The following is a 23,556-nucleotide window of genomic DNA, read 5'->3' as shown; positions in this document are numbered from 1 at the left end:
AATCTTATGATTTGGGCGAGATATTTTCCAAATTCAGTTCACCGTTTACCTTGGAATGATGACTTCCAATCATATAATTTGATATCGGGTGCGGGGCTGGGTGTGGCAATAGACGCCACTGTGCGATCGGTAAGGGGAAGCTTTTCATGGCACGTTACTTCGGCACCGACGGTATTCGCGGGCAGGCCAACAAATTTCCGATGACGGCGGAGATTGCCATGCGTGTGGGCATGGCGGCGGGTCTGTCGTTCCAGCGCGGCAGCCATCGCCATCGCGTCGTGCTCGGCAAGGACACGCGGCTTTCCGGCTACATGATCGAAAACGCCATGGTGGCCGGTCTGTGTGCGGCCGGCATGGATGTCTTCCTGCTCGGCCCCATTCCGACACCGGCCGTCGCCATGCTGGTGCGATCCCTGCGCGCCGACATGGGCGTCATGATCTCGGCATCGCACAATCCCTTTCAGGACAATGGTATCAAGCTGTTCGGGCCTGACGGCTACAAGCTTTCCGACAAGATCGAGGGGCGCATCGAATCACTGCTCGACAATGGTGTCGACATGGCGCTTGCCGACCCGGAGGGCCTTGGCCGGGCCAAGCGTGTCGACGGTGTCCATGACCGCTATATCGAATTTGCCAAGCGCACCCTGCCGCGTTCCATGTCCCTGTCGGGTCTGCGCATCGTCATCGACTGCGCCAATGGCGCTGCCTACAAGGTCGCCCCGGCCGCGCTGTGGGAACTGGGCGCCGACGTCATCTCGATCAATGACGATCCCAACGGTTTCAACATCAACAAGGAATGTGGCTCGACGCATCCCGCGGGCCTGCAAAACAAGGTCCACGAAGTGCGCGCCGATATCGGTATCGCGCTCGACGGCGACGCCGACCGGGTGGTGATCGTCGATGAAAAGGGCGAGATCGTCGATGGCGACCAGATCATGGCGCTTATCGCTGAATCCTGGCATCAGAGCGGCCGCCTCACCGGCAACGGCGTGGTTTCCACCATCATGTCCAATCTCGGTCTGGAGCGTTTTCTCACCGGACTGAAACTTGACCTCCACCGCACCAAGGTCGGCGACCGCTATGTGGTCGAGCATATGCGCGCCAACGGCCTGAATGTGGGCGGCGAGCAGTCCGGCCATATTGTTCTGTCCGATTTCTCCACCACCGGCGACGGGCTGGTTTCCGCCCTGCAGGTTCTGGCCTGCATCAAGCGGCTGAACAAGCCGGTCAGCGAAGTGGCGAAGAAGTTCGAGCCGGTGCCGCAGCTGCTCAAGAATGTGCGTATCTCCGGCGGCGCGCCGCTGGAGGAGAAGCAGGTTCAGGAAGCCATCGAAGAAGGACGTAACCGGCTTGGAGAGGGTGGTCGCGTGGTCATCCGGCCATCCGGAACCGAGCCTCTCATCCGCGTCATGGCAGAAGGCGATGACGCGAAGCTGGTGGAATCCGTGGTCGACGACATCGTGCAGGTTCTCTCCCAGGTGCGCAGCGCAGCCTGAAACTTTGCTTGTTTCTCTGGGGTTTGCGGCCGGGCAAGTTTTGTCCGGCCTTTCAGGTGATGCGCCGACCGCAACCTGTGTGCGATTTTTTTACGCCAGACACGTGGTTAATGAGCAGGGTTAAATCACCCTTAACCGTTACCATTCATTGTCCTTACTGAACGCAATGATTTTCAGACCCTCTTCGGGTCAGGGCATTCAGGGGAAGACAAGGATGTTCAGCTTCGCAAGGAAAGCTGTTTTGGCCGGCATCGGGGCGGGCCTGGTAGCTGGTTTCGCCGGTCCTTCACTGGCAGCGGACATTACGGACGAGCCGCTGGTGATCCGCGATCCAGCGCCGGTGGTTTATGAAGAGCAGGGCAGCTACAGCGGCTGGTACATCCGCGGCGACGTGGACTACCACTGGTCGAAATTCCGCGGCGCCGATTACATCACCTATGGCGCCAGTCCGGGCACAGGCAGCTTCGATCATCATAAGCTCAAAGGCGCCATGTCGGCGGGCATCGGCGCCGGTTATCAGTTCGACAACCGTTTCCGCACCGATCTGACACTCGACTGGCTGGCCAAGTCGAAGTTCCGCGGCGGCACGAGTGGCTGGTGCGGCGCCAGCCAGTGCACCTCTGTCGACACCACCTCCTATTCGGCGCTGCTTCTGCTGGCCAATGCCTATGTCGACCTCGGCACCTGGCACAGGATAACGCCCTATGTGGGCGGCGGCATCGGCGGCGCCCATGTGAAATGGGACAAGCTCGACAACACCATCTGCGACGACCCGAACAATCCGGGTTGCTCCACCACGACGCATGGCGGAAAGAAGGGCTGGCGCTTCGCCTATTCGCTTGCTGCCGGCGCATCCTACTGCCTGACGAAGAATCTCGACCTCGATGTCGGTTATCGCTTCACCCGCATCGAAGGCGGCAAGATGTTCGACTATGCCGGGCCAGCCGGCGGCATCGGCGCGGGTCCCGGGCACGACAAGGGCCTGAACAACCATGAGGTTCGTGGCGGTCTGCGCTACACCTTCGGCGAGGGATCTGGTCGTTGCGAAGAGCCGCAGACGGTCGTCTACGAGCCGGAGCCGATCTACACCAAGTAGCGTCAGCTTCCAGAACAGCCTGTTTTCCACCGCCCGGCCATGCGCCGGGCGGTTTTGCTTTTTCGCCCGGCAACGCAAACTCTTTGTGCCGTGGGTGCTGAAAGGATTGGTTAGCCTTAACGCTGATTTAACCGGTATGGTTAACAATGCTTCATGACAGGCGGCTGGGTTTCCCTTTTTTCGACCAGCGCCAACCTCGGGAGTTGGTGACATGAAGCTGAACACTTGCATCGCGCTGGCGCTGGCAACGGCCCCGCTTGCTCTTCTGACGGCTGCCGCATCGGCGGCCGATTACGATCCGCCGATCTTTGTGGAAGAAGCGCCGGAATATGTTCCCGTCGAGATCGGTTCAGGCTGGTATCTGCGCGGCGATGTGGCCTATCTTCCCGAGGAAAGCTACAAGCACGTCAATTTCGATTCCACGGTTTTCAGCTTTTCCGAAAAGGAAAAGCCCGTCTTCGCCAGCCTCGGCTTCGGCTACCATTTCAACGACTATCTGCGCGGCGACGTGAACATCGGCTGGCTTCCCGGCAACAAAACCGATGCATGGGGCACCGACGGCACCGCCGATCTGACGGCGCGGGTCAAGAACAACGCCTGGACGGCGATGGTCAACGGCTATGTCGATCTCGGCACCTATGTCGGCATCACCCCCTATGTCGGGGCCGGCATCGGCGTGATGCAGTCGCGCAGCAGCGCGTCGTACAGCTACACCGATCCTACCGGAATACTTGCCGCTTCGGGGAAGAAGAGCGAATATTCTTTCGCCTATTCGCTTGCTGCCGGCGCAGCCTACAAGCTGACGGACAATCTGGTTCTGGATGTCGGCTACCAGTATCTGTCTTCGCCCGATGCGGAGTATTTCTCGCTGGATGGCACCTCCGGTATTTCCCAGCACAAGGGCATCGACAACCATCAGATCAAGGTCGGCCTGCGCTACGACCTGTGGTGAACGGGACCTCGAACGGATTCTTACGAGGGCGGGCTCCGGTCCGCCCTTTTCGCATGTGCGGCCTTTTTGCGCGTGCGGATGTGTTCCGCCCGCGACATCAACTTTCCTCTTGACGCCTGAGGCATGAAGGCATATCGCCGTCCGTGGGCCACCCCTCCCCAACGAGGGGCTACCTATCTGGAAGGATAGACCACGATGACAGCACTGCCTCTGCCGGACAAGCGTCCGGCCAATCCCCGTTTTTCCTCTGGTCCCTGCGCGAAGCGTCCCGGTTGGTCGCTCGAAGCGCTTGCCGATGCCGCGCTCGGGCGCTCGCATCGAGCAAAGCTTGGCAAGAACAAGCTGGCCGAGGCCATCGATCTTACCCGTGAAATTCTGCAGGTTCCGGCCGATTACCGCATCGGCATCGTTCCTGCCTCCGATACCGGCGCCGTCGAGATGGCGCTGTGGTCGCTGCTCGGTCCGCGCGGCGTCGATCTGGTCGCCTGGGAATCCTTCGGCGCCGGCTGGGTGACCGATGTGGTCAAGCAGCTGAAGCTTCCCGACATCCGCAGGATCGAGGCGCCCTATGGCGAGCTGCCGGACCTTGCGCAGATCGATTTCGACCGCGATGTGGTCTTCACATGGAACGGCACCACATCCGGCGTGCGCGTGGCCAATGGCGATTTCATTCCCGCCGACCGTCAGGGCCTGACGATCTGCGACGCGACTTCGGCGGCTTTCGCACAGCGTCTCGATTTCGCGAAGCTCGATGTCGTGACCTTCTCCTGGCAGAAGGTGCTGGGCGGCGAGGGCGCGCACGGCATGCTGATCCTGTCGCCCCGCGCTGTCGAGCGGCTGGAAAGCTACGTGCCCGCCTGGCCGATGCCGAAGCTCTTCCGCATGACCAAGGGCGGCAAGCTGATCGAAGGCATCTTCAAGGGCGAGACCATCAACACGCCGTCCATGCTGGCGCTCGAGGACTATCTCGACGCGCTGCGCTGGGCGAAGGAGATCGGCGGACTGGATGCGCTGGTCGCCCGCGCCGACGCCAATTTCGCCGTTGTCGACCGCTTCGTGGAAACGTCGGACTGGCTCGCCAATCTCGCCACCGATCCGGCAACGCGCTCGAACACGTCCGTATGCCTGTCGATCGTCGATCCCGACATCGCAGCGCTCGACGCGGATGGTCAGGCGGCCTTCGCCAAGGGGGTGGTCGCGCTGCTCGACAAGCAGGGCGTCGCCTATGACATCGGCCACTATCGCGATGCCCCTCCGGGCCTTCGCATCTGGTGCGGCGCGACTGTCGAGACCTCCGATCTCGAAGCGCTGATGCCATGGCTCGACTGGGCCTTCGCCCAGCAGAAGGCGACGCTGAAGGCCGCTGCCTGATCGTGATTTCGGGCTGCCTGCTGTCAGGCGGCCCATTCCTCTCCCGAATTTCCAGATTTTCAGACGAAGGAGGCCATCATGGCGCCCCGCGTACTCGTTTCCGACAAGCTTTCTCCTACCGCCGTCCAGATCTTCAAGGATCGCGGCGTCGAGGTCGATTACCTGCCCGATCTCGGCAAGGACAAGGAAAAGCTTCTCGAAGTCATCGGCCAGTATGATGGCCTTGCCATCCGCTCGGCCACCAAGGTGACGGAAAAGCTGATCGCCGCCGCGACCAATTTGAAGGTTGTCGGCCGCGCCGGCATCGGCGTCGACAATGTCGACATTCCGGCCGCCTCGCGTCGCGGTATCATCGTGATGAACACGCCGTTCGGCAACTCCATCACCACCGCCGAGCATGCCGTTGCGCTGATGTTCGCCGTGGCCCGCCAGCTGCCGGAAGCCAATGCTTCCACCCATGCCGGCAAGTGGGAGAAGAACCGCTTCATGGGCGTCGAGATCACCGGCAAGACGCTGGGCATCATCGGCGCCGGCAATATCGGCTCGATCGTGGCGACCCGCGCCGTCGGCCTGAAGATGCATGTGGTGGCCTTCGACCCGTTCCTCTCCGAAAGCCGCGCCGAAGAGCTGGGCGTCGAGAAGGTGGAACTTGAAGAGCTGCTGGCCCGCGCCGACTTCATCACCCTGCACACGCCGCTGACCGACAAGACCCGCAACATCATCAACGCCGAATCCATTGCGAAGATGAAGGACGGCGTGCGCATCATCAATTGCGCCCGCGGCGGCCTGATCGTCGAGGCCGACCTTATCGCCGCGCTGAAGAGCGGCAAGGTGGCGGGCGCCGGCATCGACGTGTTCGAGGTCGAGCCGGCGACGGACAACGAGCTGTTCAACATGGAAAACGTGGTCTGCACGCCGCATCTGGGCGCTTCGACCTCGGAAGCTCAGGAGAATGTCGCCCTGCAGGTTGCCGAGCAGATGTCGGACTATCTGGTCAAGGGCGCGGTTTCCAACGCCATCAACATGCCCTCGATCACCGCCGAGGAAGCGCCACGCCTCAAGCCGTTCGTGAAGCTTGCCGAAGTGCTGGGCGCGTTCGTCGGTCAGGTCACGGAAGATCCGATCAAGGAAGTCGAGATCCTTTTTGACGGTTCGACCGCAACGATGAACACCAGGGCGCTGATCAGTGCTGCCCTTGCCGGCCTGATCCGCCCGCAGGTGGCCGATGTGAACATGGTGTCGGCACCGATCATGGTGAAGGAGCGCGGCATCATCGTCGCCGAGGTCAAGCGCGACAAGTCCGGCGTCTTCGACGGCTATATCAGGCTGACGGTGAAGACCGAGCATCAGGAGCGTTCGATCGCCGGGACCTGCTTTTCCGACGGCAAGCCGCGCTTCATACAGATCAAGGGCATCAATCTCGATGCCGAGGTCGGCCAGCACATGCTCTACACGACCAATGCCGATGCGCCCGGCATTATCGGTCTCCTGGGCACGCTGTGCGGCAAGCATGAGGTCAACATCGCCAACTTCGCGCTGGGCCGCAACCGCCCCGGCGGCGATGCGATCGCGCTGCTCTATCTCGATGCGCCGTTCCCGGAAGATGCTCTGGCCGAGGTGCGCGCGCACGAAAAGATCGATTCGGCCAAGCGCCTGCAGTTCGACGTCAACGGTCTGTAGACCACAGCTTCACATATTCAGAACAAGGCCGGGGACGGGTTCCCCGGCCTTTTTTACGTCCGGGCGCCCGAGGCCCGGCGGCGTCCGTCCCACTCGGCGACGAGCACCCCCGACAGCACCAGAACCAGCGCAATGGCGTGATAGGCCTGAAATTCCTCGCCGAGGATGACGACTGCCAGCAGTGCGCCCCAGACCGGCAAAAGGTTGATGAACAGGCCGGCGCGGTTGCCGCCGATGATCTCGACGCCGCGTATGTAGAAGATCTGCGACAGCAGCGACGGGAACAGCAGGACATAGGCGATGATCGCCCAGCCCGTGGCATCGGGCAGGATCAGCGCTCCGGCCGCCATTTCCGCCCAGAGCAGGGGCAGGGCGCTGATGAACGCGCCCGCGCACAGCGCCGCCATCAGGCTCATCCAGTGAAGCTGCGGCTTGCGCCGCAGGGCGGCGGTGTAGAAGCCGTAGGTCAGGATGGCGATGATCATGAGGGCGTCGCCGAAGTTGACGTCGAGCTGCAGGATCCGCTCCGGTTCGCCATGCGTGGCGGTGAGTATGATGCCCGCGAACGACAGCACGAAGCCGCCGAACTGGGCAAGCGTGGTGCGGGTGCCATAGAGCAGGTAGCTGAAGATGAAGACTAGCAGGGGGATGCCGCCCTGCTCGATGCTGGCATTGGTGGCGGAGGTGTAGAGGAGCGCGCTGTAGAGCGCCGCGCTGAAAATGGTGAACCCGATGGCGCCCATGGCCAGCAGGTACCATTTGTGCTGGCGGATGACGGGCCAGTCCGCCATGATCTCGCGGCGCCCGGCAACAGCCAGAACAACCAGCACGATGCCCCAGCGGATGGCGTTGAGGAACATCGGCGACACATGGCCGACCGCCATCTTGCCTGCAACGGAATTTCCCGCCCAGAACAATGTGGCTGCCGCCAGCAGGAGATAAGGGTTCTGTTTCATGGGATGGAAACCACCGGGACGGAAGGCAAGTGCGTTCGGGACGTTGTAATGGCTCTTCTTGCCAGATAAACCACGCCTCAGCCAAAATTGTTGTGCTGCCAGCGCCTCCAAACGGCAAACAAAGGTCGCGCGCAGCGTTTGTGGACGCTATAGAGGCCTGTCGTTTTTACGGGCGCGCTGGATTGCGGCCCGATTGAAGGGAAGAAGACATGGCCAATGTGGTGGTCGTCGGCTCGCAATGGGGCGACGAAGGCAAGGGCAAGATCGTGGACTGGCTGTCGGAGCGCGCCGATGTGGTGGTGCGTTTTCAGGGCGGGCACAATGCCGGGCATACGCTCGTCGTCGATGGCAACGTCTACAAGCTGTCGCTGCTGCCTTCGGGCGTGGTGCGCAACAAGCTCTCCATCATCGGCAATGGCGTGGTCTTCGATCCGCATGCCTTCGTGGCCGAAGTGGCCAAGCTGCGCGGGCAGGGCGTGGAAATTAATCCCGACAACCTGAAAATCGCCGAAAATACCGCGCTTATTCTTTCCCTGCACAGGGAACTGGACGGTTTCCGCGAAGACGCGGCCTCCAATTCCGGAACGAAGATCGGAACGACGCGGCGCGGCATCGGTCCTGCCTATGAGGACAAGGTCGGCCGCCGTGGCATCAGGGTGATGGATCTGGCGGATCTCGAAACACTGCCGGCAAAGGTGGACCGTCTGCTGACGCATCACAATGCGTTGCGCAAGGGGCTGGGCCACGCCGAGGTGGCGCATGAGGCGATCATGCAGGAGCTGACGTCGGTCGCCGGCGAGATCCTGCCCTACATGGACCGCGTGTGGAAGGTGCTGGACGATTGCCGCAAGGCGGGCGAGCGCATCCTGTTCGAGGGCGCACAGGGCACGCTGCTCGACATAGACCATGGCACTTATCCTTTCGTGACCTCGTCCAACACGGTGGCCGGGCAGGCCGCCGCCGGCTCCGGCATCGGGCCCGGCGCGCTCAGCTATGTGCTCGGCATCACCAAGGCCTACACCACGCGCGTCGGCGAAGGCCCGTTCCCGACCGAGCAGGTCAATGAGATCGGCGAGTTCCTCGGCACGCGCGGCCATGAATTCGGCGTCGTCACCGGCCGCAAGCGCCGCTGCGGCTGGTTCGATGCCGTGCTGGTGCGCCAGGCCGTCGCCGTCAACGGCATCAAGGGCATCGCGCTCACCAAGCTCGACGTGCTCGACGGTCTCGACGAGATCAAGGTGTGCACCGGCTATATGCTCGATGGCGAGAAGATCGACTATCTGCCGGCCAGCCAGGGCGCGCAGGCTCGTGTACAGCCCATCTACGAGACGCTGGAAGGCTGGAAGGAAACGACCGCCGGCGCGCGCAGCTGGAACGATCTGCCGGCGCAGGCAGTTAAGTATGTGCGCCACATCGAGGAACTGATCGGCGCCCCGGTGGCGCTGCTTTCCACCAGCCCGGAGCGGGACGACACGATACTTGTGACGGACCCGTTTCAGGATTAACTATGCCCGTTCGGCGGGGCGGGCCGTGGGCTCCGCGCCGCCGATGACAAGGACAGGTCGACTGTAGCATGGCAGATTTCGTTGCGGTTCTGAAGAAGACGCTCGGCGGTCTGGGCGAAACCACGCCCGAGATCCGGGCCAGGGTCTATGACAAGGCCCGTGCGACGATCGCTTCCAAGCTGGCCGCTCTGGATCCGCAGCCGCCGGAAGCGGTGGCCGAACGCCAGAAGAAGATGCTGGAGGACGCCATCGCCACGGTCGAGCGCGATTTCGCGCCGCCGCCACCTCCACCGGAACCTGAAATCGACCCGCTGGCCGAGCTGGAGAACATCTTCTCCTCCATCGACCGCAACAAGAACCAGCAGACGCATACGGCTCCGGCCGTGTCTGCTCCGGTCATTGGCCGCACGCCCCCTGCGGCTGCGCCCGCGCAGACGTCGGCTTCAGCCCCGGCTCCGACAAGATTGGAACCGGCGGCGCCGACACCTGCTGCTTTCCCTGCCAAGACGCCTGCTTCTCCTCTCCCGTCGGAAAAGCCGGTGCCGCCTCCAGCCGCTCCCGGGCCTGCCGAGGACATAGGCACAAAACCCTTTTCGGACCGTGGAGAGCCGGTTTCCCGCGCGGAACCGTTCCGATACGAGCCTGAAGTCGATGCCGGCGAAGCCGATATCGGGACAGGTCGTTCCCCTGCCGGCAACGCATATCCGCAGGATGATGACGATGAGCTGTTCGACATCCCGCCTGAGCCGCCTGTGGACCGCCAGCCCGAACTTGCGTTCGACTTCGAGGAAGAACGCGGGCGCAGAAGCTACCGGGGGCTGATCATCGGCCTGCTGGCACTGCTGGTTCTGGGCGGTGGCGGCTACGCGGCCTGGCTCAACAAGGACGCCCTCGGGGATGCCTTCGGCACCATGTTCGCAAGCAGCGATGGCGATCCGAAGCCGATTGTCGTCAAGCCGGTCAAGGTGCCCCCGCCTGCCGAGAATACGGCCGATGCGCAGCCGGCAACGCCCGCGCCGGCTCCTGCTTCCCCTCCAGCGACCGGCAATGGCGAAGGTTCGGAAAAATTCACCCAGCGCCTGCTGCCCGACGGCAAGGAAACCGATCCCGGCCCGGCCGGCGGCGGCAGTTCCATCGGTGAGGGCTCCTCGGTCGTGGCGCTGACGACGCCTCCGCCTTCGGCAGCTCCCGATTCCAGCCAGCCGGCCGCACCTTCGCAGGCCCAGCAGGCCCAGACCGGGCAGGCAGGCGTGGCCGTCGGCCAGAAGGCAATCTACTACGAAGAGCGCACCAATGTCGCGCAGGGCTCCGCTGAGCCCGGCAATGTGGTGTGGTCGCTGGTTCAGGAATCGCCGGGCGGCGACGAGCCGCCGGAGCCCGCCATCCGTGGCGAGGTTCAGGTTCCGGGCAAGGAGGTGCAGCTTCGCTTCACCATCCGTCGCAATGCCGACGACACTCTTCCCGCCAGCCACATCATCGAGATGATCTTCCTGACGCCCGACGGTTTCGAGGGCGGCGGCATCGACAATGTTCTGCGCATTGCGCTGAAGGCGGCCGAGCAGGAAGCGGGCAATCCGCTGATCGGCATCCCGGCCAAGATCGCGGACGGTTATTTCCTCGTCGCGCTCAACGACACGAAGGCGGATCAGGAAGCCAACCTGTCGCTGCTGCGCAATCAGGAATGGATCGACGTGCCGGTGATCTACAAGTCCGGCCGACGTGCCCTGCTCACCATGGAAAAGGGCATTCCCGGCGACAAGGTCTTCGACGAGGCGATCAAGGCATGGCAGGCGAAAGCGTCCGGACAATGATGTCCGGGCGGGGCTGACGGCTTAAAGCCGCCGAGGGTTGCCGGGAGGGGCGTCCATGGAAATCGTTGTTCCCAGTGCGGCCAGTCTCGGGCTGTTCGTGGTCTCCGCCATCGCGCTGCTCATCATTCCGGGGCCAGCGGTGCTTTACATCGTGGCGCGTTCGGTGGCGCAGGGGCGCAAGGCCGGCCTGGTTTCCGACATGGGCATCCATGTCGCCACGCTGGTTCACGTCGCTGCCGCCGCGCTCGGCCTTTCGGCGCTGCTCGCCTCCTCGGCCGTTGCCTTCTCCATCGTCAAATATGCCGGTGCCGCCTATCTGATCTGGATCGGCCTGCGCAAGATTTTCGGACGTGACGAAGAGGGCGGCACGGACATGCAGATGAAGCCGCACAGCTATCCGCGCCTGTTTCGCGACGGCTTCGTCGTCAATCTGCTCAATCCCAAGACGGCCCTGTTCTTCCTGGCCTTCCTGCCGCAGTTCGTCGAGGTGGAGCGCGGGCATGTGGCCATGCAGATCGCCTTTCTGGGGCTGGTGTTCACGGCGCTCGGCGTGGTCAGCGACGGATGCTACGCTTTCGCGGCTGGGGCTCTGGGTGAGCGTCTGCGTCAAAGCCGCTCCTATGCCCGTTTCGAGCGCTATGTGAGCGGCGTGCTGTTCATCGGCCTTGGCGTCAGCGCCGCCTTCGCCGGGAACAACCGCAAATAGATCGGCCGTCAGGAATCGGGTCGCCAGTAGCCTGACCGCGTGGCAGGGACCAGCGCGCGGCATTTCTGCTCTTTTTTAGCCGTACTCATGCGACGCCAGCTGTTTTCAGCTGGCTGCGAAATGCTCGGGGTGAGACATGACGAAACCAGTTGCGGCCAACCGGCCGATGACCCCGGCGGAATGGGCAACCCTGTTGTGCCTGTCGCTGTTATGGGGCGGGTCGTTCTTCTTCAACGCCATCGCGGTGCGGGAACTGCCGGTGTTCACCGTCGTGGTGGGGCGCGTGGTGGTGGCGGCGGTGCTGATGCTTGTCCTGTTGAGGGCGACGGGGCTGAAACTGCCGACCGGCAGGCGCATATGGGCGGCCTTTTTCGTCATCGGCCTTGCCAACAACGCCATTCCCTTTTCGCTGATCGTCGGCGGCCAGCAGCATATCGCGGCCGGCGTCGCCTCCATCCTCAACGCGGCGACGCCGCTGTTCACCGTGCTATTCGCGCATTTCCTGACTGCGGACGAAAAGATGACGGGCAACCGCTTCATCGGTGTGGTCATCGGTTTTCTGGGCGTTGCCGTCATGGTCGGCATCGATGCGGTGCAGGATCTGGGCAGCCATGTCACGGCGCAGCTGATGTGCCTGTCGGCCACGGTGTCCTATGCGCTGGCCAGCATTTACGGGCGGCGCTTCCGCACCATGGGCGTGGCGCCGCTGGTGACGGCGACCGGGCAGGTGGTGACCGCCAGCATCCTTTTGGTACCGGTCATGCTGGTGGTGGACAGGCCGTGGGAACTGCCGATGCCGTCAATGGCGGCAATCGGCGCCGTGGCGGGGCTTGCGGTGCTTTCGACGGCGCTTGCCTATGTGCTGTTCTTCAGATTGCTGGCATCAGCCGGAGCCAGCAATCTGGCACTGGTCACCTTCCTTGTGCCGGTCAGCGCCATTCTGCTTGGCTTCCTGTTTCTCAACGAGGTGCTGCTGCCGCGCCATCTGGCCGGCATGGCGCTGATCGGCCTCGGCCTCGCCGCGATCGACGGAAGGCTGTGGCGGGCGCTGGCCGGGCGACGCGTGCCGCCGCCCGCGGACGGGGCCTGACCGATTTACCCTTCCAGCTCTTCGCGGAGCATTTCCAGTTCCAGCCATTCCTCCTCGAAGGCGGCGAGTGCCGCGCGCTCCTTGTCGAGGGCGGCGATGGTTTTCTGGAAGCCTGTCGGGTCGCGGTCGTAAAACCCCGGATCGGCGATCTGGTCTTCCAGCCGGTTGATCGTGTCGGTCGCGGCCTCGATCTTCTTCGGCAGGTTTTCGAGCGCGAATTTCTGCTTGAAGGACAGTTTTTTCGAGGCGGCCTTCGCGGCTTCCTGCGATCTGGCGGCGGGCTTGTCGTCATCGCCGGAGCTGCGCGCGCGTAGCTTGCGGTCGTCCAGCTTCGAGGTCCCGCGCTGCGAGAGCATGTCGGAATAGCCGCCGGCATATTCGATCCAGCGCCCGTTTCCTTCAGGAGCAATCACGCTGGTGACGGTGCGGTCGAGGAAATCGCGGTCATGGCTGACGAGGATGACCGTGCCGGCAAAGCCCGCGACGAGCTCCTGCAACAATTCCAGCGTCTCCATGTCGAGGTCGTTGGTCGGCTCGTCCAGCACCAGAAGATTGGCCGGACGCGACAGCACGCGCGCCAGAAGCAGGCGGGCGCGCTCGCCGCCCGAAAGCTCGCGCACCGGCGTGCGCGCCTGCTCCGGCTTGAACAGAAAATCCTTCATGTAGGAGACGACATGGCGCTGCTCGCCATTGACGATCAGGCTCTCGCCGCGCCCGTCGGTGAGATAATGGGCGAGCGTCTCGTTCGGGTCGGCGGCCTCGCGCTTCTGGTCGAGGGTCGCGATCTCCAGATTGACGCCGAGGCGCACATTGCCCGCGTCCGGCTTCAGCTCGCCGGTCAGCATTTTCAGCAGCGTGGTCTTGCCGGCGCCATTGGGGCCGACGAGGCCGATGCGGTCGCCGCGCTGGATGCGGGTGGAGAAGTCGCTGACGACGGTCAGCTCGCCAAAGCTCTTCGAGATCGACTTCGCCTCGATCACCAGCTTGCCGGATTCCGCCGCGTCGCTCGCCACCATGGTGGCAGCGCCTTCCGCGCCGCGATAGGTGCGGTGGCGCTGGCGCAGGGTCTGCAATTCGCCGAGGCGGCGCACATTGCGCTTGCGCCGGGCGGTGACGCCATAGCGCAGCCAGTGTTCCTCGCGCGCGATCTGGCGACCAAGCTTGTGCTGGTCGCGCTCTTCTTCCTCGAGAATCTGGTCGCGCCATTCCTCGAAATGGGCAAAGCTCCGGTCGAGCCGCCTTGTCTGGCCGCGATCGAGCCAGACGGTGGCGCGCGAGACGCGCTCGAGAAAGCGGCGGTCGTGCGAGATGATGACGAGCGCCGAAGAGGAGCGGATCAGCTCTTCTTCCAGCCACTCGATGACATTGAGGTCGAGATGGTTGGTCGGCTCGTCGAGCAGCAGAATGTCGGGCTCCGGGGCCATGACGCGGGCAAGTGCGGCGCGGCGGGCCTCGCCGCCCGAAAGCTCGCCCGGTGCTTCATCGCCGCTGAGGCCCAGATGTTCGAGCAGATAGGTGGCGCGGTAGGGATCATCGGCGGGGCCGAGACCTGCCTCGACATAGGTGCGCACCGTGGCGAAGCCGTCCATGTCGGGCGCCTGCGCCAGATAGCGGATGGTGGCTGTCGGCTGGCGGAAAACCTCGCCGTCCTGCGCCTCGGCCAGACCGGCCGCGATCTTCAGAAGTGTCGACTTGCCCGAACCGTTGCGCCCGACCAGCGCGATGCGGTCGCCGGGCGCGACGGTGAGGTCAGCGCCGTCGAGTAGTGGTGTGCCGCCGAAGGTCAGGCGGATGCCGGCGAGATTGAGAAGCGGGGGAGCCATGTCAGCCCTCTTTTGAAGTAAGTGGATGGGCGACGAGCAGGGCGCGGCCCTGTTCAAGCCCGACGCCGAGCCGGCCGCGCACCTCGTTCGACATCGTCAGCGACGAACCGAACGGGACGCGCACGGCTTCAAGCGGCCATTTCGCGCCGTGCACGGTCAGGCCGGTCAGCTCCGAAAAGCCGAGGATCGAGAACAGCGTGCCGTCCGAATAATCGAAGACTGTGGTCTTGCGATGGAGGAGCGGGCGGCCTTCCTGCGTGCCGCTCGTCAGCAGCACCTCGGTTCCCGCCTCTGCCAGCCGCAGCGCCAGCGCAAGGTGCAGGAACGCGTGGTCGGCGCGCGCGCCGCCGAAAGCGCCGGCCAGCACCAGCGCGGTCGCGCCCTGTTCAAGGGCGATGTCTACCGCCAGTTCGCCGTCGGTGCTGTCCTTGTCGGCAGGGAATTTCTGCGTCGGCACCGATGCCAGATGATCCGGCAGGTCCGGCGGCGCGGAATCGAAATCGCCCACCCACAGCTCGGGAACGATGCCGAGCGTCTCGGCGTGGCGGATGCCGGAATCGGCGGCGATGAAGCGCGTGCCGGCGATCTGGCGATCGAGGGCGGGGGTGCGGACAAGCTCGCCGCCGAGAAGGATGGTGTATCGGCTCATGGGATCAGGGCATTAGCAGTCCCGCCGGAGGAACGGAAGGGCGGGGCATCGCTCTTGCTTCCCGCCGCATGGGGGCCTATTTCTGAAGATGCTCTAACGGGGTGCCGGACGCGTCATTGCGGCCCGGCTGAGAGGCGAGACCACGCCAACCCGCTGAACCTGATCCGGTTTGTACCGGCGGAGGGATTAGAAGCTGTCGGACATCCGGCGCCTCGACCCCCTGAAACGCAACCAAGGAGGCGCCGATGCGCACGATGCTCTTATCCTTTCTGTCGGTCGCAGCCGTGCTGGCCGCCGCACCGGCTTCGGCGGAAGGCAGGCTCACCATCTACACCTATGACAGCTTCACCGCCGAATGGGGCCCCGGCCCACAGGTGAAGGCGAATTTCGAGGCCGAATGCGGCTGCGAGGTCGATTTCGTCTCGGTGGCCGACGGGGTCGCCCTGCTCAACCGGGTGAAGCTCGAAGGCGCGTCCACCAAGGCCGACATCGTGCTCGGTCTCGACACAAATCTCACCGCCGAGGCGCGGGGCACAGGCCTGTTCGTCGCCAATGGTGCGACGCCGCGGGTCGACGTTCCGGGCGGCTGGGACGATGACATGTTCGTGCCCTACGACTACGGCTATTTCGCCGTGGTCTATGACACGGAAAAGCTGCCCAACCCGCCGGCCAGCCTCAAGGAACTGGTCGAAGGCGACGCGAAGCAAAAAATCGTCATCCAGGACCCGCGCACCTCGACGCCGGGGCTCGGCCTGCTTCTGTGGGTGCGCTCGGTCTATGGCGACGAGGCGGGTGCGGCATGGGGGAAGCTCAAGGACCGCGTGCTGACGGTCACGCCGGGCTGGAGCGAGGCCTATGGGCTGTTCACCAAGGGCGAGGCGCCGATGGTGCTCTCCTACACGACCTCGCCCGCCTATCACATGATCGCCGACAAGAGCGACCGCTATCAGGCCGCCGCCTTTGCGGAAGGGCATTATCTTCAGGTCGAGGTGGCCGGCATCACCGTTACCGGAGCGAAGAATCCGCTGGCCGGAAAGTTCCTCGCCTTCATGACCGGTCCGGGTTTCCAGGACGCGGTGCCGGAAACGCAGTGGATGTATCCGGCGGCGAAGACCGACAAGCCGCTCGACCCTGCCTTCGACAAGCTCGTGAAGCCGGCAAAGGCCCTGCAATTCAGCCCGCAGGAGGTCGCCGACAACCGCAAGGCATGGGTGGACGAGTGGCTGTCCGTGATGGGCCGGTAAGAAAACTTGGCCGATCGCGTCGCCTCCGAATACAGGGATCCGCGCGTCGCCGCCGGCATCGTGGCGCTGGCGGCGATCTCGCTGCTGATCGGCGGGGCCTTCGCCGGGCTGATCGTGGAGGGCATGCGCGATCTTTCCGGAGCGATTGCCGCTTTCGACCCCTACCTGTTCAGGGTTGCCCGCTTCACGCTGTGGCAGGCGCTGTTGTCTACGCTTTTGTCGGTCGTGCCGGCGCTGTTCGTGGCGCGGGCTTTCGTGCGCCATCCGGATTTTCCGGGGCGGGGCCTGATCCTTCAGCTTTTTGCGGTGCCGCTGGCTCTGCCGGCACTCGTGGCCGCACTTGGCGTGCTGGCGCTCTATGGTCGGGCCGGTTATTTCGCCGGCTTTCTTTCGATGCTGGGTGGCGAGACGTGGCCGGGCATCTACGGGCTTTCCGGTATCCTCGTAGCGCATGTGTTCTTCAATCTGCCGCTGGCGACGCGCCTGTTCGTCGAGGCCTTGCAGACAGTGCCGGCGGACCAGTGGCGGCTGGCGAGCCAGCTTGGCATGGGCGCGCGCGCCGGCTTCAGGCTGATCGAATGGCCGGTGCTGCGGCAGGCGCTGCCGGGTGTCGCCGGGCTGGTGTTCATGCTGTGCGTGACCTCCTTCACCATCGTTTTGACGCTCGGCGGCGGCCCGCGCGCCACCACACTGGAAGTGGCGATCTATCAGGCGCTGCGCTTCGATTTCGATCCCGCGCGCGCCGTGGCACTGACCGCTTTGCAGATCGTGCTGACGCTCGCCATCGTCTTCGTTCTCAGCCGTTTCGGGGCCGGCACCGTGGCCGAGGCCAGCCTCTCGGTGGCACCACGGCGGTTCGTTTCGGTGAGCGGCGGGGAGACGGCGCTGAACGGCGCGTTGATCCTGCTCGCCCTGCTGTTCGTGGCCGGACCCATGGCGGCCACCGTGGCGGCGGGGCTGCAGGCCGAGCTTGGCCGTCTCGTTATGGAGCCCGCCGTGCAGCGCGCCGCGCTGACCAGCCTCGTTCTGGCGCTGTTGTCGGCGTTGCTGGCGGCAGCCCTTTCCATGGCGCTGGTGATGGCAAGGCAGGCGCTTGCCCTGCACCGCGCCGGCGCGCGTAGGCCCTTGCTCGAATATCTCACCGATACGGGAGCAGGCTTCGTTCTGGTGGTGCCGCCCATCGTCGTCGGGGCGGGCTGGTTCATCTTGCTACGCCATGTGGCCGATGTGTTCGCTTTCGCGCCGGTGCTGGTCGTCACCGTCAATGCGGTGATGGCGATGCCCTTTGCGCTGAGGGCTTTGCGCCCGGCCTATGATGCGGCAAGCGCCCGTCACGAGCGGCTGTGCGCACAGCTCGGCATCGGCGGCTGGACGCGGTTTCGGCTGATCGACTGGCCTTCGCTGCGCCGGCCTCTGGCCACCGCCGCCGCCTTCGCCATGGCGCTGTCGCTGGGCGATCTGGGCGTCATCGCGCTGTTCGGCTCCGATGCGGTGCAGACGCTGCCCTATCTGCTTCTGGCGCGCATGGGCAGCTACCGTACTGCGGACGCGGCGGGGCTGGCGCTGCTTCTCGGGCTCGCCTGTCTCGCCCTGATGTTCCTGTCCGCCCGGCTGGCGAGGGAGACGAAGCCATGACCCAACCGGCAGCATCCGGCGTGGAGGTCCGTCTGGACAAGGTGGCGTTCAGCTATGGCGAGACGGCATTCGCCTTCGATGTGACGTTCCGGCCGGGCTGCATCACCGCCATCATGGGGCCGAGCGGATCGGGCAAATCCACGCTTCTCAATCTGGTGGCCGGTTTCGAGATGCCGCAGAGCGGCCGGGTGCTGATCGGCGCGCGCGACGTGACCGGCGATCCGCCGGCGTCCCGGCCCGTCTCCATGGTGTTTCAGGAAAACAATCTGTTCGCGCATCTTTCGGCGGAGCAGAATGTCGGGCTCGGCCGCTCGCCGTCGCTGCGCCTCACCGATGCCGACCGCGCGGCGGTGGCGCAGGCGCTGGAGCGCACCGGGCTTTCCGGCAAGGGGCGGCGGCTGCCGCGCGAACTGTCGGGCGGCGAGCGCCAGAGGGTGGCGCTGGCGCGGGTTCTGGTGCGCGAGCGGCCGGTGCTGCTGCTCGACGAGCCCTTCGCTTCGCTGGGACCGGCCCTGCGGGAGGACATGCTGGATCTGGTGGCCGGTTTGCAGGCCGAGCGCAACATGACGGTTCTGTTCGTGACCCATCAGCCCGAGGATGCACGGCGCATTTCTCACGACATGACCTTCATCGAAGCCGGCAAACCCGTGGCGAGCGGCCCGATCGGCGACTTCTTCGGCGAGGCTGGACCGGAGGCGTTTCGGCGCTATATCGGGTTTTCCTGAGGGGTGGCGCGCAGGTTTGCCCGCATGCGGACATAATTTGCCATCAATGCGACATTAGGGAATATGGCAGGACTGGCCGAATCGTGGCCGTTTGGTGCCTGGTCAGGTCCGGTATGGTCAGATCCGGGCGGGTGCGGCCGGCGCCACAGCCGTGGAAAGGAAGTTCAACTGTCGTCCGTCGTCAAGCCCGAACGCAAGCAGTTCCCGGCCCGAGCTTTCCTGCTCGCGGGCGTCGCTCTGGCGCTGGCTTCATGTCAGGCCATCGTGCCTCCGGACATGCAGGAATCGGCGTTCCGGCCATCCGCGAAGCCCGTGACGGTGGACAACGTCACCGCCAACAATAAGCTGGCGGAACTGGCGCGCGCGCAGCATCCCAGAATTCTGGCGACCTATGGCGGCGAATATTCCGATCCCAAGCTGGAGCGCATGGTGGCCAAGGTCATCGGCAGCCTGACCACGGTTTCGGCGAATCCGACCCAGAACTACCGCATCACCATTCTCAATTCGCCCAACGTCAACGCCTTCGCGCTGCCGGGCGGCTATCTCTACATCACGCGCGGGCTTTTGGCGCTCGCCAATGATTCATCGGAGCTGGCGGCTGTGGTGGCGCATGAGATGGGCCACGTCACCGCCAATCACGGGCTCCAGAGGCAGCGGCTGGAAGCGGAAGAGGGACTGGCCACCAAGGTCGTCTCCGACGTTCTGGGCGACAGCCCGACCGCCAAGGCAGCCCTCATCCGCGGCAAGCTGAGGCTCGCCCAGTTCTCGCGCAATCAGGAACTGGAAGCCGACGTCATCGGCATCCGGTCGGTGGGTGAGGCGGGCTATGATCCTTATGCGGCGAGCCGCTTCCTGCAATCCATGTCGGCCTACACCGATTTCCGCTCGGTCAGCGGAGCGACCGACGCCAGTCTCGATTTTCTCGCGACACATCCGAATACACCGCAGCGCATCGAACTGGCGCTGCGCCACGCGCGCCAGTTCGGCCAGCCGGGCACCGGTACGCGCGATCGCGACAGCTATCTGGCCGGCATAGACGGTCTGCTCTATGGCGACACGCCCGATGAAGGCTATGTGCGCGGCAACAATTTCCTGCATCCGAAGCTCGGCATCTCCTTCTCCGTGCCGGATGGCTTCATGATCGACAATTCGGCCGCCGCCGTGACCGCTACGGGTCCGGGCGACATGGCGGTGCGCTTCGATGGCGTGTCGCTCGATCCGAACCGCTCGCTGTCAGACTATATCCGCAGCGGCTGGGTGGCGGGCCTCGAAACGGACAGTGTGCGTGAAACGACCATCAACGGCAGCCCGGCGGCAACCGCGCGGGCGCGGGCCGAAGGCTGGCAGTTCGACGTCACCGTGATCCGGGCCGGCAGTCAGGTCTACCGGCTTTTGACCGCGGCACCCGCAGCCAGCACGTCGCTCGACAGCGTGGCAAGGGCGGTCGGCGGCTCCTTCCGGGTTCTTACGCAGGCGGAGAAGGATGCCCTCAAGCCGCTTCGCATCCGGGTCGTGACCGTCAGGCCCGGCCAGACCATGGGCATGCTGGCGGCGCAGATGGTAGGCGTCGATCGCAAGCTCGACCTGTTTCGGGTGCTGAATGCGCTGGCGCCGGGAGCGACGCTTTCAGCCGGAGACAAGGTCAAGATCGTCACCGACAGGTAGGTGCCGCCACGGCGTTCTTCCGTGTCGTCGCGTCGGCTATGCCGTCTGCCTCAGGCGATGATGTCGGGAATGATGCGATCTTCCAGCGTGCGCAGCCTGTCTTTCAGCGCCAGCTTCTTCTTCTTCATGCGCTGGATCTGCAACGGATCACAGCCCGTGGCGATCATGGCGTTTATCGCGGCGTCGAAATCGGCATGGTCCTGCTTCAAACGCGCAAATTCGAGTCGAATCTCGGCCTGTTCCTGCTCGGACATTACCTACCATATATAAAATTCGACGCCCGCCGCATGCTGCAACGGGTATCCGATTAGGAGGGGGAGAGGCTCGAAAAAACCGCTCGCTGGCAAATCACTACCACATTTTGGCCAAGGGTGGAATGCAACCCTTATGCGTTCGACAACCGCCGCCGTTGATGGCACAGTGTCATGCAGCCGTCACAAATGTGGACTGGCAACATCGGTGGCGGCCGCAATCGAGGAAACCATGAAAGGGAGAACCAATCATGTCTCTTGCATCCCATCTTGACGAACTCAGCAGGAAGCACAGCGATATCGAGCGGCAGATCAACGCGGCGATGCTGCATCCATCCATCGATGCTCTCGAAATCGCCAACCTGAAGCGACGCAAGCTGGCCCTCAAGGACGAGATTGAGAAACTCAAGTCCCAACCAACCTCTCACTGAATTTCCGCCGGCCTGACAGCCGGAAACAAGGCAGACCCGGTCAGCGGCGTCAGGCCGCTGGCTGGTCAGCCGTTTTGCCGGATCGACAATCAGCCGCATCCTGACGATGTCTGTGGGCGCCCGCGCTTGATGTGATTTTCCATCACATGGCAGCCGTGTGCATTGGCGGCATTGACAAGATCGGTTGCGTCCTCCACCTCATGGCAGAGTTTCGCGTGCCTGGTCTGCGCGTGCCGGTGCCTGTTCTGCCGGTCGCGCTATCCCGGACCGGTATGCAGAATGTGTTGCAGCAGGGTTTGCGACGCGTCCCGCGGGATGCGGACAAGTCCATGGAATAATGTCAGAGGCAGCCGGTATGACCGGGTATTTTTCCTCTCCGTTCCCGCGCCGCGCCTCGGTCGGCGTCGATGTCGGCGGCGTCATGGTCGGCGGCGATGCGCCTGTCGTGGTGCAGTCGATGACCAATACCGACACGGCCGACATCGACGGCACGGTCGCGCAGGTGGCCGCCCTGCATCGGGCCGGTTCCGAACTGGTGCGCATCACGGTGGACCGCGACGAGAGCGCTGCGGCCGTGCCGAAGATCCGCGACAGGCTGGCGCGGCTCGGCATCAACGTGCCGCTGGTCGGCGATTTCCACTACATCGGCCACAAGCTTCTGGCCGACCATCCGGCCTGCGCCGAAGCGCTGGCCAAGTACCGCATCAATCCCGGCAATGTCGGCTTCAAGGACAAGAAGGACAAACAGTTCGCCGATATCGTGGAAATGGCGATCCGCTACGACAAGCCGGTGCGCATCGGCGTCAACTGGGGCTCGCTCGATCAGGAACTGCTGACGCGGCTGATGGACGAGAACCAGGCCAACGGCTTTCCGATGACCGCGCAGCAGGTGACGCGCGAGGCGATCGTGCAGTCGGCCATCCTGTCGGCGCATATGGCGGAAGAGATCGGTCTTGGCCGCAACCGCATCATCCTTTCGGCCAAGGTCAGCGGCGTGCAGGACCTGATCGCCGTCTATGCCGAGCTGGCACGGCGCTGCGACCATGCGCTGCATCTTGGCCTCACCGAAGCCGGCATGGGATCGAAAGGCATTGTCGCCTCCTCGGCCTCGATGGGCATCCTGCTCCAGCAGGGCATCGGCGACACCATTCGCATCTCGCTGACGCCTGAGCCCGGCGGCGACCGCACGCGCGAGGTGCAGGTGTCGCAGGAACTGCTCCAGACCATGGGCTTTCGCCAGTTCGTGCCGATCGTCGCCGCCTGTCCGGGCTGCGGACGCACGACCTCGACCGTGTTTCAGGAACTGGCGCAGAACATCCAGGCGGACATTCGCCGCAACATGCCCGTGTGGCGCACGAAATATCCGGGCGTGGAACAGCTCAAGGTGGCCGTCATGGGCTGCATCGTCAACGGACCGGGCGAATCCAAGCATGCCGATATCGGCATATCTCTGCCCGGCACCGGCGAGACGCCCTCCGCACCCGTGTTCATCGACGGCCAGAAGGCGGCGACGCTGCGCGGACCCAACATCGCCGCCGATTTCGAGAAAATGGTTTCCGAATACATCGAAAACCGTTTCGGCATGGGGATCACGGCCAGAGCTGCCGAGTGAAGCCATGCGTCTGGCCGCGCCGCTGATCGCTGTCCTGATCGGCGCCTGTGCCGCCAATGCCGCCTGTGCAGATCCGCCGAAGCCGGCGCGGGAGCGGCTGATCGATCGGGTATGTGACCTCATCGAGTTTCATTCGGATCGTGCCGGGCTGCCGCGTGATTTCTTCGCGCGGCTGATCTGGAAGGAAAGCCGCTTCGATCCCAACGCGGTGAGCCCGGTGGGCGCGGAAGGCATCGCCCAGTTCATGCCGGGCACCGCGAAAATTCGCGGACTGGCCGATTCCTTCGACATCGAGCAGGCAATCCCGGCCTCGGCCGCCTATCTGGGCGAACTGAAGCGGAGTTTCGGCAATCTGGGACTGGCTGCCGCTGCCTACAATGCCGGCGAGAACCGGGTGGCGCGATGGCTCTCCTCCGGCGGTTTCCTGCCGCTGGAGACGGAAAACTACGTGCTCGACATCATGGGCGAACCGGCCGATGTGTTTTCGGACAGGGCCTATGCCGGCAAGGTGCAGCCGCTGCATACCGCGCTCGGCTTCGGCCCGGCCTGCCGGCGCCTGCCGGTTTCCGCGCCGTCGACCATCGCCATGGCGACGGTGACGGTCCAGCCATGGGGCGTGCAGGTGGCCGGCGGCTTCAACCGGGCGGCGGTGATCCGGCAGTGGCAGCGCTTGCAGGCGCGCCATTCCAGCGTGCTCGAAGGGCATGATCCGGTGGTAAGCCGGGTGCGCTCGCCGCGCGGACGGCGTGGCATCTATGCGGTGCGCATCGGTGCGGAAAGCCGTTCGCAAGCCGACACGATCTGCCAGAAGCTGCGCGGCTCCGGCGGCTCCTGCGTGGTGCTGCGCAACCGCTGAGG

At 64.2% G+C, this 23,556-nt stretch carries 20 protein-coding genes and 1 riboswitch; of the genes, 16 read left to right on the top strand and 4 right to left on the bottom strand.

All coding sequences use genetic code 11. The features are described 5' to 3' along the window. Window positions 1-146: 146 nt before the first annotated feature. The 5 genes from glmM to serA all read left to right on the top strand — a co-directional run bounded on the left by glmM (window position 147) and on the right by serA (window position 6,595). Window positions 147-1,496 carry a phosphoglucosamine mutase gene (glmM, locus tag HNR59_RS02070; RefSeq protein WP_183825277.1) on the top strand — a complete coding sequence of 450 codons (1,350 nt, stop codon included), beginning with the start codon at window positions 147-149 and terminating at the stop codon, window positions 1,494-1,496. A 214-nt stretch (window positions 1,497-1,710) separates the two neighbouring features. After that, the gene (locus HNR59_RS02065) at window positions 1,711-2,592 is read left to right on the top strand and encodes an outer membrane protein (protein WP_183825274.1); all 882 of its coding nucleotides are present in this window, start codon (window positions 1,711-1,713) and stop codon (window positions 2,590-2,592) included. A 211-nt stretch (window positions 2,593-2,803) separates the two neighbouring features. After that, window positions 2,804-3,544, top strand: coding sequence for an outer membrane protein (locus HNR59_RS02060; RefSeq protein ID WP_183825272.1), 741 nt, complete (start codon window positions 2,804-2,806; stop codon window positions 3,542-3,544). Window positions 3,545-3,739: 195 nt separating this feature from the next. Beyond that, the gene (locus tag HNR59_RS02055) at window positions 3,740-4,915 is read left to right on the top strand and encodes a phosphoserine transaminase (protein WP_183825269.1); all 1,176 of its coding nucleotides are present in this window, start codon (window positions 3,740-3,742) and stop codon (window positions 4,913-4,915) included. Window positions 4,916-4,993: 78 nt separating this feature from the next. Beyond that, complete coding sequence (gene serA, locus HNR59_RS02050) at window positions 4,994-6,595, top strand: phosphoglycerate dehydrogenase (protein ID WP_183825266.1); 1,602 nt, start codon at window positions 4,994-4,996, stop codon at window positions 6,593-6,595. 53 nt (window positions 6,596-6,648) lie between these two features. Here serA and HNR59_RS02045 read toward each other — a convergent pair whose 3' ends face one another. Continuing rightward, window positions 6,649-7,551, bottom strand: a complete 903-nt coding sequence (locus tag HNR59_RS02045; protein ID WP_183825263.1) for a DMT family transporter — start codon at window positions 7,549-7,551, stop codon at window positions 6,649-6,651. A gap of 209 nt (window positions 7,552-7,760) precedes the next feature. Between HNR59_RS02045 and HNR59_RS02040 the strand changes: the two genes are divergently transcribed. The 4 genes from HNR59_RS02040 to HNR59_RS02025 all read left to right on the top strand — a co-directional run bounded on the left by HNR59_RS02040 (window position 7,761) and on the right by HNR59_RS02025 (window position 12,663). Beyond that, window positions 7,761-9,056, top strand: coding sequence for an adenylosuccinate synthase (locus tag HNR59_RS02040; RefSeq protein WP_183825260.1), 1,296 nt, complete (start codon window positions 7,761-7,763; stop codon window positions 9,054-9,056). A 68-nt stretch (window positions 9,057-9,124) separates the two neighbouring features. Next, entirely contained in the window at window positions 9,125-10,867 is a 1,743-nt protein-coding gene (locus HNR59_RS02035) for a hypothetical protein (protein WP_183825257.1), read from the top strand. A gap of 55 nt (window positions 10,868-10,922) precedes the next feature. Then, window positions 10,923-11,573: a LysE family translocator gene (locus HNR59_RS02030; RefSeq protein ID WP_183825255.1), complete on the top strand. Its 651-nt coding sequence runs from the start codon at window positions 10,923-10,925 to the stop codon at window positions 11,571-11,573. A 136-nt stretch (window positions 11,574-11,709) separates the two neighbouring features. After that, window positions 11,710-12,663, top strand: a complete 954-nt coding sequence (locus tag HNR59_RS02025; protein ID WP_183825252.1) for a DMT family transporter — start codon at window positions 11,710-11,712, stop codon at window positions 12,661-12,663. Window positions 12,664-12,668: 5 nt separating this feature from the next. Here the strand turns inward: HNR59_RS02025 and HNR59_RS02020 are convergent, their stop codons facing one another. Both HNR59_RS02020 and HNR59_RS02015 read right to left on the bottom strand, forming a co-directional pair. Then, on the bottom strand, window positions 12,669-14,486 hold the full coding sequence (locus HNR59_RS02020) for an ABC-F family ATP-binding cassette domain-containing protein (protein ID WP_183825249.1): 1,818 nt from the start codon (window positions 14,484-14,486) through the stop codon (window positions 12,669-12,671). A 1-nt stretch (window position 14,487) separates the two neighbouring features. Then, window positions 14,488-15,135 carry a thiamine diphosphokinase gene (locus tag HNR59_RS02015; protein ID WP_183825246.1) on the bottom strand — a complete coding sequence of 216 codons (648 nt, stop codon included), beginning with the start codon at window positions 15,133-15,135 and terminating at the stop codon, window positions 14,488-14,490. Between the two features lie 87 nt (window positions 15,136-15,222). Further along, window positions 15,223-15,338: riboswitch (TPP riboswitch) on the top strand. Window positions 15,339-15,380: 42 nt separating this feature from the next. On the opposite strand from HNR59_RS02015, the gene thiB reads away from it, so the two are divergent. The 4 genes from thiB (at window position 15,381) to HNR59_RS01995 (ending at window position 20,404) form a co-directional block, all read left to right on the top strand. After that, the gene (thiB, locus tag HNR59_RS02010) at window positions 15,381-16,379 is read left to right on the top strand and encodes a thiamine ABC transporter substrate binding subunit (protein WP_183825243.1); all 999 of its coding nucleotides are present in this window, start codon (window positions 15,381-15,383) and stop codon (window positions 16,377-16,379) included. Between the two features lie 6 nt (window positions 16,380-16,385). After that, window positions 16,386-18,014 (top strand): thiamine/thiamine pyrophosphate ABC transporter permease, encoded by a 1,629-nt coding sequence (thiP, locus tag HNR59_RS02005; RefSeq protein ID WP_183825240.1) that lies wholly within the window; start codon window positions 16,386-16,388, stop codon window positions 18,012-18,014. Further along, complete coding sequence (gene thiQ, locus HNR59_RS02000) at window positions 18,011-18,739, top strand: thiamine ABC transporter ATP-binding protein (protein ID WP_183825237.1); 729 nt, start codon at window positions 18,011-18,013, stop codon at window positions 18,737-18,739. Before thiP ends, thiQ begins: the two co-directional genes overlap by 4 nt. Before the next feature lie 63 nt (window positions 18,740-18,802). Further along, window positions 18,803-20,404 carry a M48 family metalloprotease gene (locus tag HNR59_RS01995; RefSeq protein ID WP_246374455.1) on the top strand — a complete coding sequence of 534 codons (1,602 nt, stop codon included), beginning with the start codon at window positions 18,803-18,805 and terminating at the stop codon, window positions 20,402-20,404. A gap of 50 nt (window positions 20,405-20,454) precedes the next feature. On the opposite strand, the gene HNR59_RS01990 is transcribed toward HNR59_RS01995, so the two are convergent. Next, window positions 20,455-20,658: a YdcH family protein gene (locus tag HNR59_RS01990; RefSeq protein WP_183825234.1), complete on the bottom strand. Its 204-nt coding sequence runs from the start codon at window positions 20,656-20,658 to the stop codon at window positions 20,455-20,457. A gap of 248 nt (window positions 20,659-20,906) precedes the next feature. Between HNR59_RS01990 and HNR59_RS01985 the strand changes: the two genes are divergently transcribed. The 3 genes from HNR59_RS01985 (at window position 20,907) to HNR59_RS01975 (ending at window position 23,554) form a co-directional block, all read left to right on the top strand. Further along, window positions 20,907-21,086: a YdcH family protein gene (locus HNR59_RS01985; protein WP_183825231.1), complete on the top strand. Its 180-nt coding sequence runs from the start codon at window positions 20,907-20,909 to the stop codon at window positions 21,084-21,086. Window positions 21,087-21,441: 355 nt separating this feature from the next. Continuing rightward, complete coding sequence (ispG, locus tag HNR59_RS01980; RefSeq protein ID WP_183825228.1) at window positions 21,442-22,698, top strand: flavodoxin-dependent (E)-4-hydroxy-3-methylbut-2-enyl-diphosphate synthase; 1,257 nt, start codon at window positions 21,442-21,444, stop codon at window positions 22,696-22,698. Between the two features lie 4 nt (window positions 22,699-22,702). Continuing rightward, window positions 22,703-23,554: a lytic transglycosylase domain-containing protein gene (locus tag HNR59_RS01975; protein WP_183825224.1), complete on the top strand. Its 852-nt coding sequence runs from the start codon at window positions 22,703-22,705 to the stop codon at window positions 23,552-23,554. Window positions 23,555-23,556 lie beyond the last annotated feature (2 nt).

Source organism: Aquamicrobium lusatiense, from assembly GCF_014201615.1.
GTDB lineage: Bacteria > Pseudomonadota > Alphaproteobacteria > Rhizobiales > Rhizobiaceae > Mesorhizobium > Mesorhizobium lusatiense.
Note: the sequence above shows the minus strand (reverse complement) of the source record. Positions and strands in the feature narration are given on the sequence as shown.

Excerpts from the sequence above, each read along its gene's own strand:
- HNR59_RS02030 (WP_183825255.1), top strand. The coding sequence starts at position 10,923 with ATGGAAATCGTTGTTCCCAGTGCGGCCAGTCTCGGGCTGTTCGTGGTC.
- HNR59_RS02045 (WP_183825263.1), bottom strand. The coding sequence starts at position 7,551 with ATGAAACAGAACCCTTATCTCCTGCTGGCGGCAGCCACATTGTTCTGG.
- HNR59_RS02020 (WP_183825249.1), bottom strand. The coding sequence starts at position 14,486 with ATGGCTCCCCCGCTTCTCAATCTCGCCGGCATCCGCCTGACCTTCGGC.
- HNR59_RS02055 (WP_183825269.1), top strand. The coding sequence starts at position 3,740 with ATGACAGCACTGCCTCTGCCGGACAAGCGTCCGGCCAATCCCCGTTTT.
- HNR59_RS01990 (WP_183825234.1), bottom strand. The coding sequence starts at position 20,658 with ATGTCCGAGCAGGAACAGGCCGAGATTCGACTCGAATTTGCGCGTTTG.
- HNR59_RS02035 (WP_183825257.1), top strand. The coding sequence starts at position 9,125 with ATGGCAGATTTCGTTGCGGTTCTGAAGAAGACGCTCGGCGGTCTGGGC.
- ispG (WP_183825228.1), top strand. The coding sequence starts at position 21,442 with ATGACCGGGTATTTTTCCTCTCCGTTCCCGCGCCGCGCCTCGGTCGGC.
- HNR59_RS02060 (WP_183825272.1), top strand. The coding sequence starts at position 2,804 with ATGAAGCTGAACACTTGCATCGCGCTGGCGCTGGCAACGGCCCCGCTT.
- HNR59_RS01975 (WP_183825224.1), top strand. The coding sequence starts at position 22,703 with ATGCGTCTGGCCGCGCCGCTGATCGCTGTCCTGATCGGCGCCTGTGCC.
- serA (WP_183825266.1), top strand. The coding sequence starts at position 4,994 with ATGGCGCCCCGCGTACTCGTTTCCGACAAGCTTTCTCCTACCGCCGTC.
- HNR59_RS02040 (WP_183825260.1), top strand. The coding sequence starts at position 7,761 with ATGGCCAATGTGGTGGTCGTCGGCTCGCAATGGGGCGACGAAGGCAAG.
- HNR59_RS02015 (WP_183825246.1), bottom strand. The coding sequence starts at position 15,135 with ATGAGCCGATACACCATCCTTCTCGGCGGCGAGCTTGTCCGCACCCCC.
- thiB (WP_183825243.1), top strand. The coding sequence starts at position 15,381 with ATGCGCACGATGCTCTTATCCTTTCTGTCGGTCGCAGCCGTGCTGGCC.
- glmM (WP_183825277.1), top strand. The coding sequence starts at position 147 with ATGGCACGTTACTTCGGCACCGACGGTATTCGCGGGCAGGCCAACAAA.
- HNR59_RS02065 (WP_183825274.1), top strand. The coding sequence starts at position 1,711 with ATGTTCAGCTTCGCAAGGAAAGCTGTTTTGGCCGGCATCGGGGCGGGC.
- HNR59_RS01985 (WP_183825231.1), top strand. The coding sequence starts at position 20,907 with ATGTCTCTTGCATCCCATCTTGACGAACTCAGCAGGAAGCACAGCGAT.
- HNR59_RS02025 (WP_183825252.1), top strand. The coding sequence starts at position 11,710 with ATGACGAAACCAGTTGCGGCCAACCGGCCGATGACCCCGGCGGAATGG.
- thiQ (WP_183825237.1), top strand. The coding sequence starts at position 18,011 with ATGACCCAACCGGCAGCATCCGGCGTGGAGGTCCGTCTGGACAAGGTG.
- HNR59_RS01995 (WP_246374455.1), top strand. The coding sequence starts at position 18,803 with ATGGCAGGACTGGCCGAATCGTGGCCGTTTGGTGCCTGGTCAGGTCCG.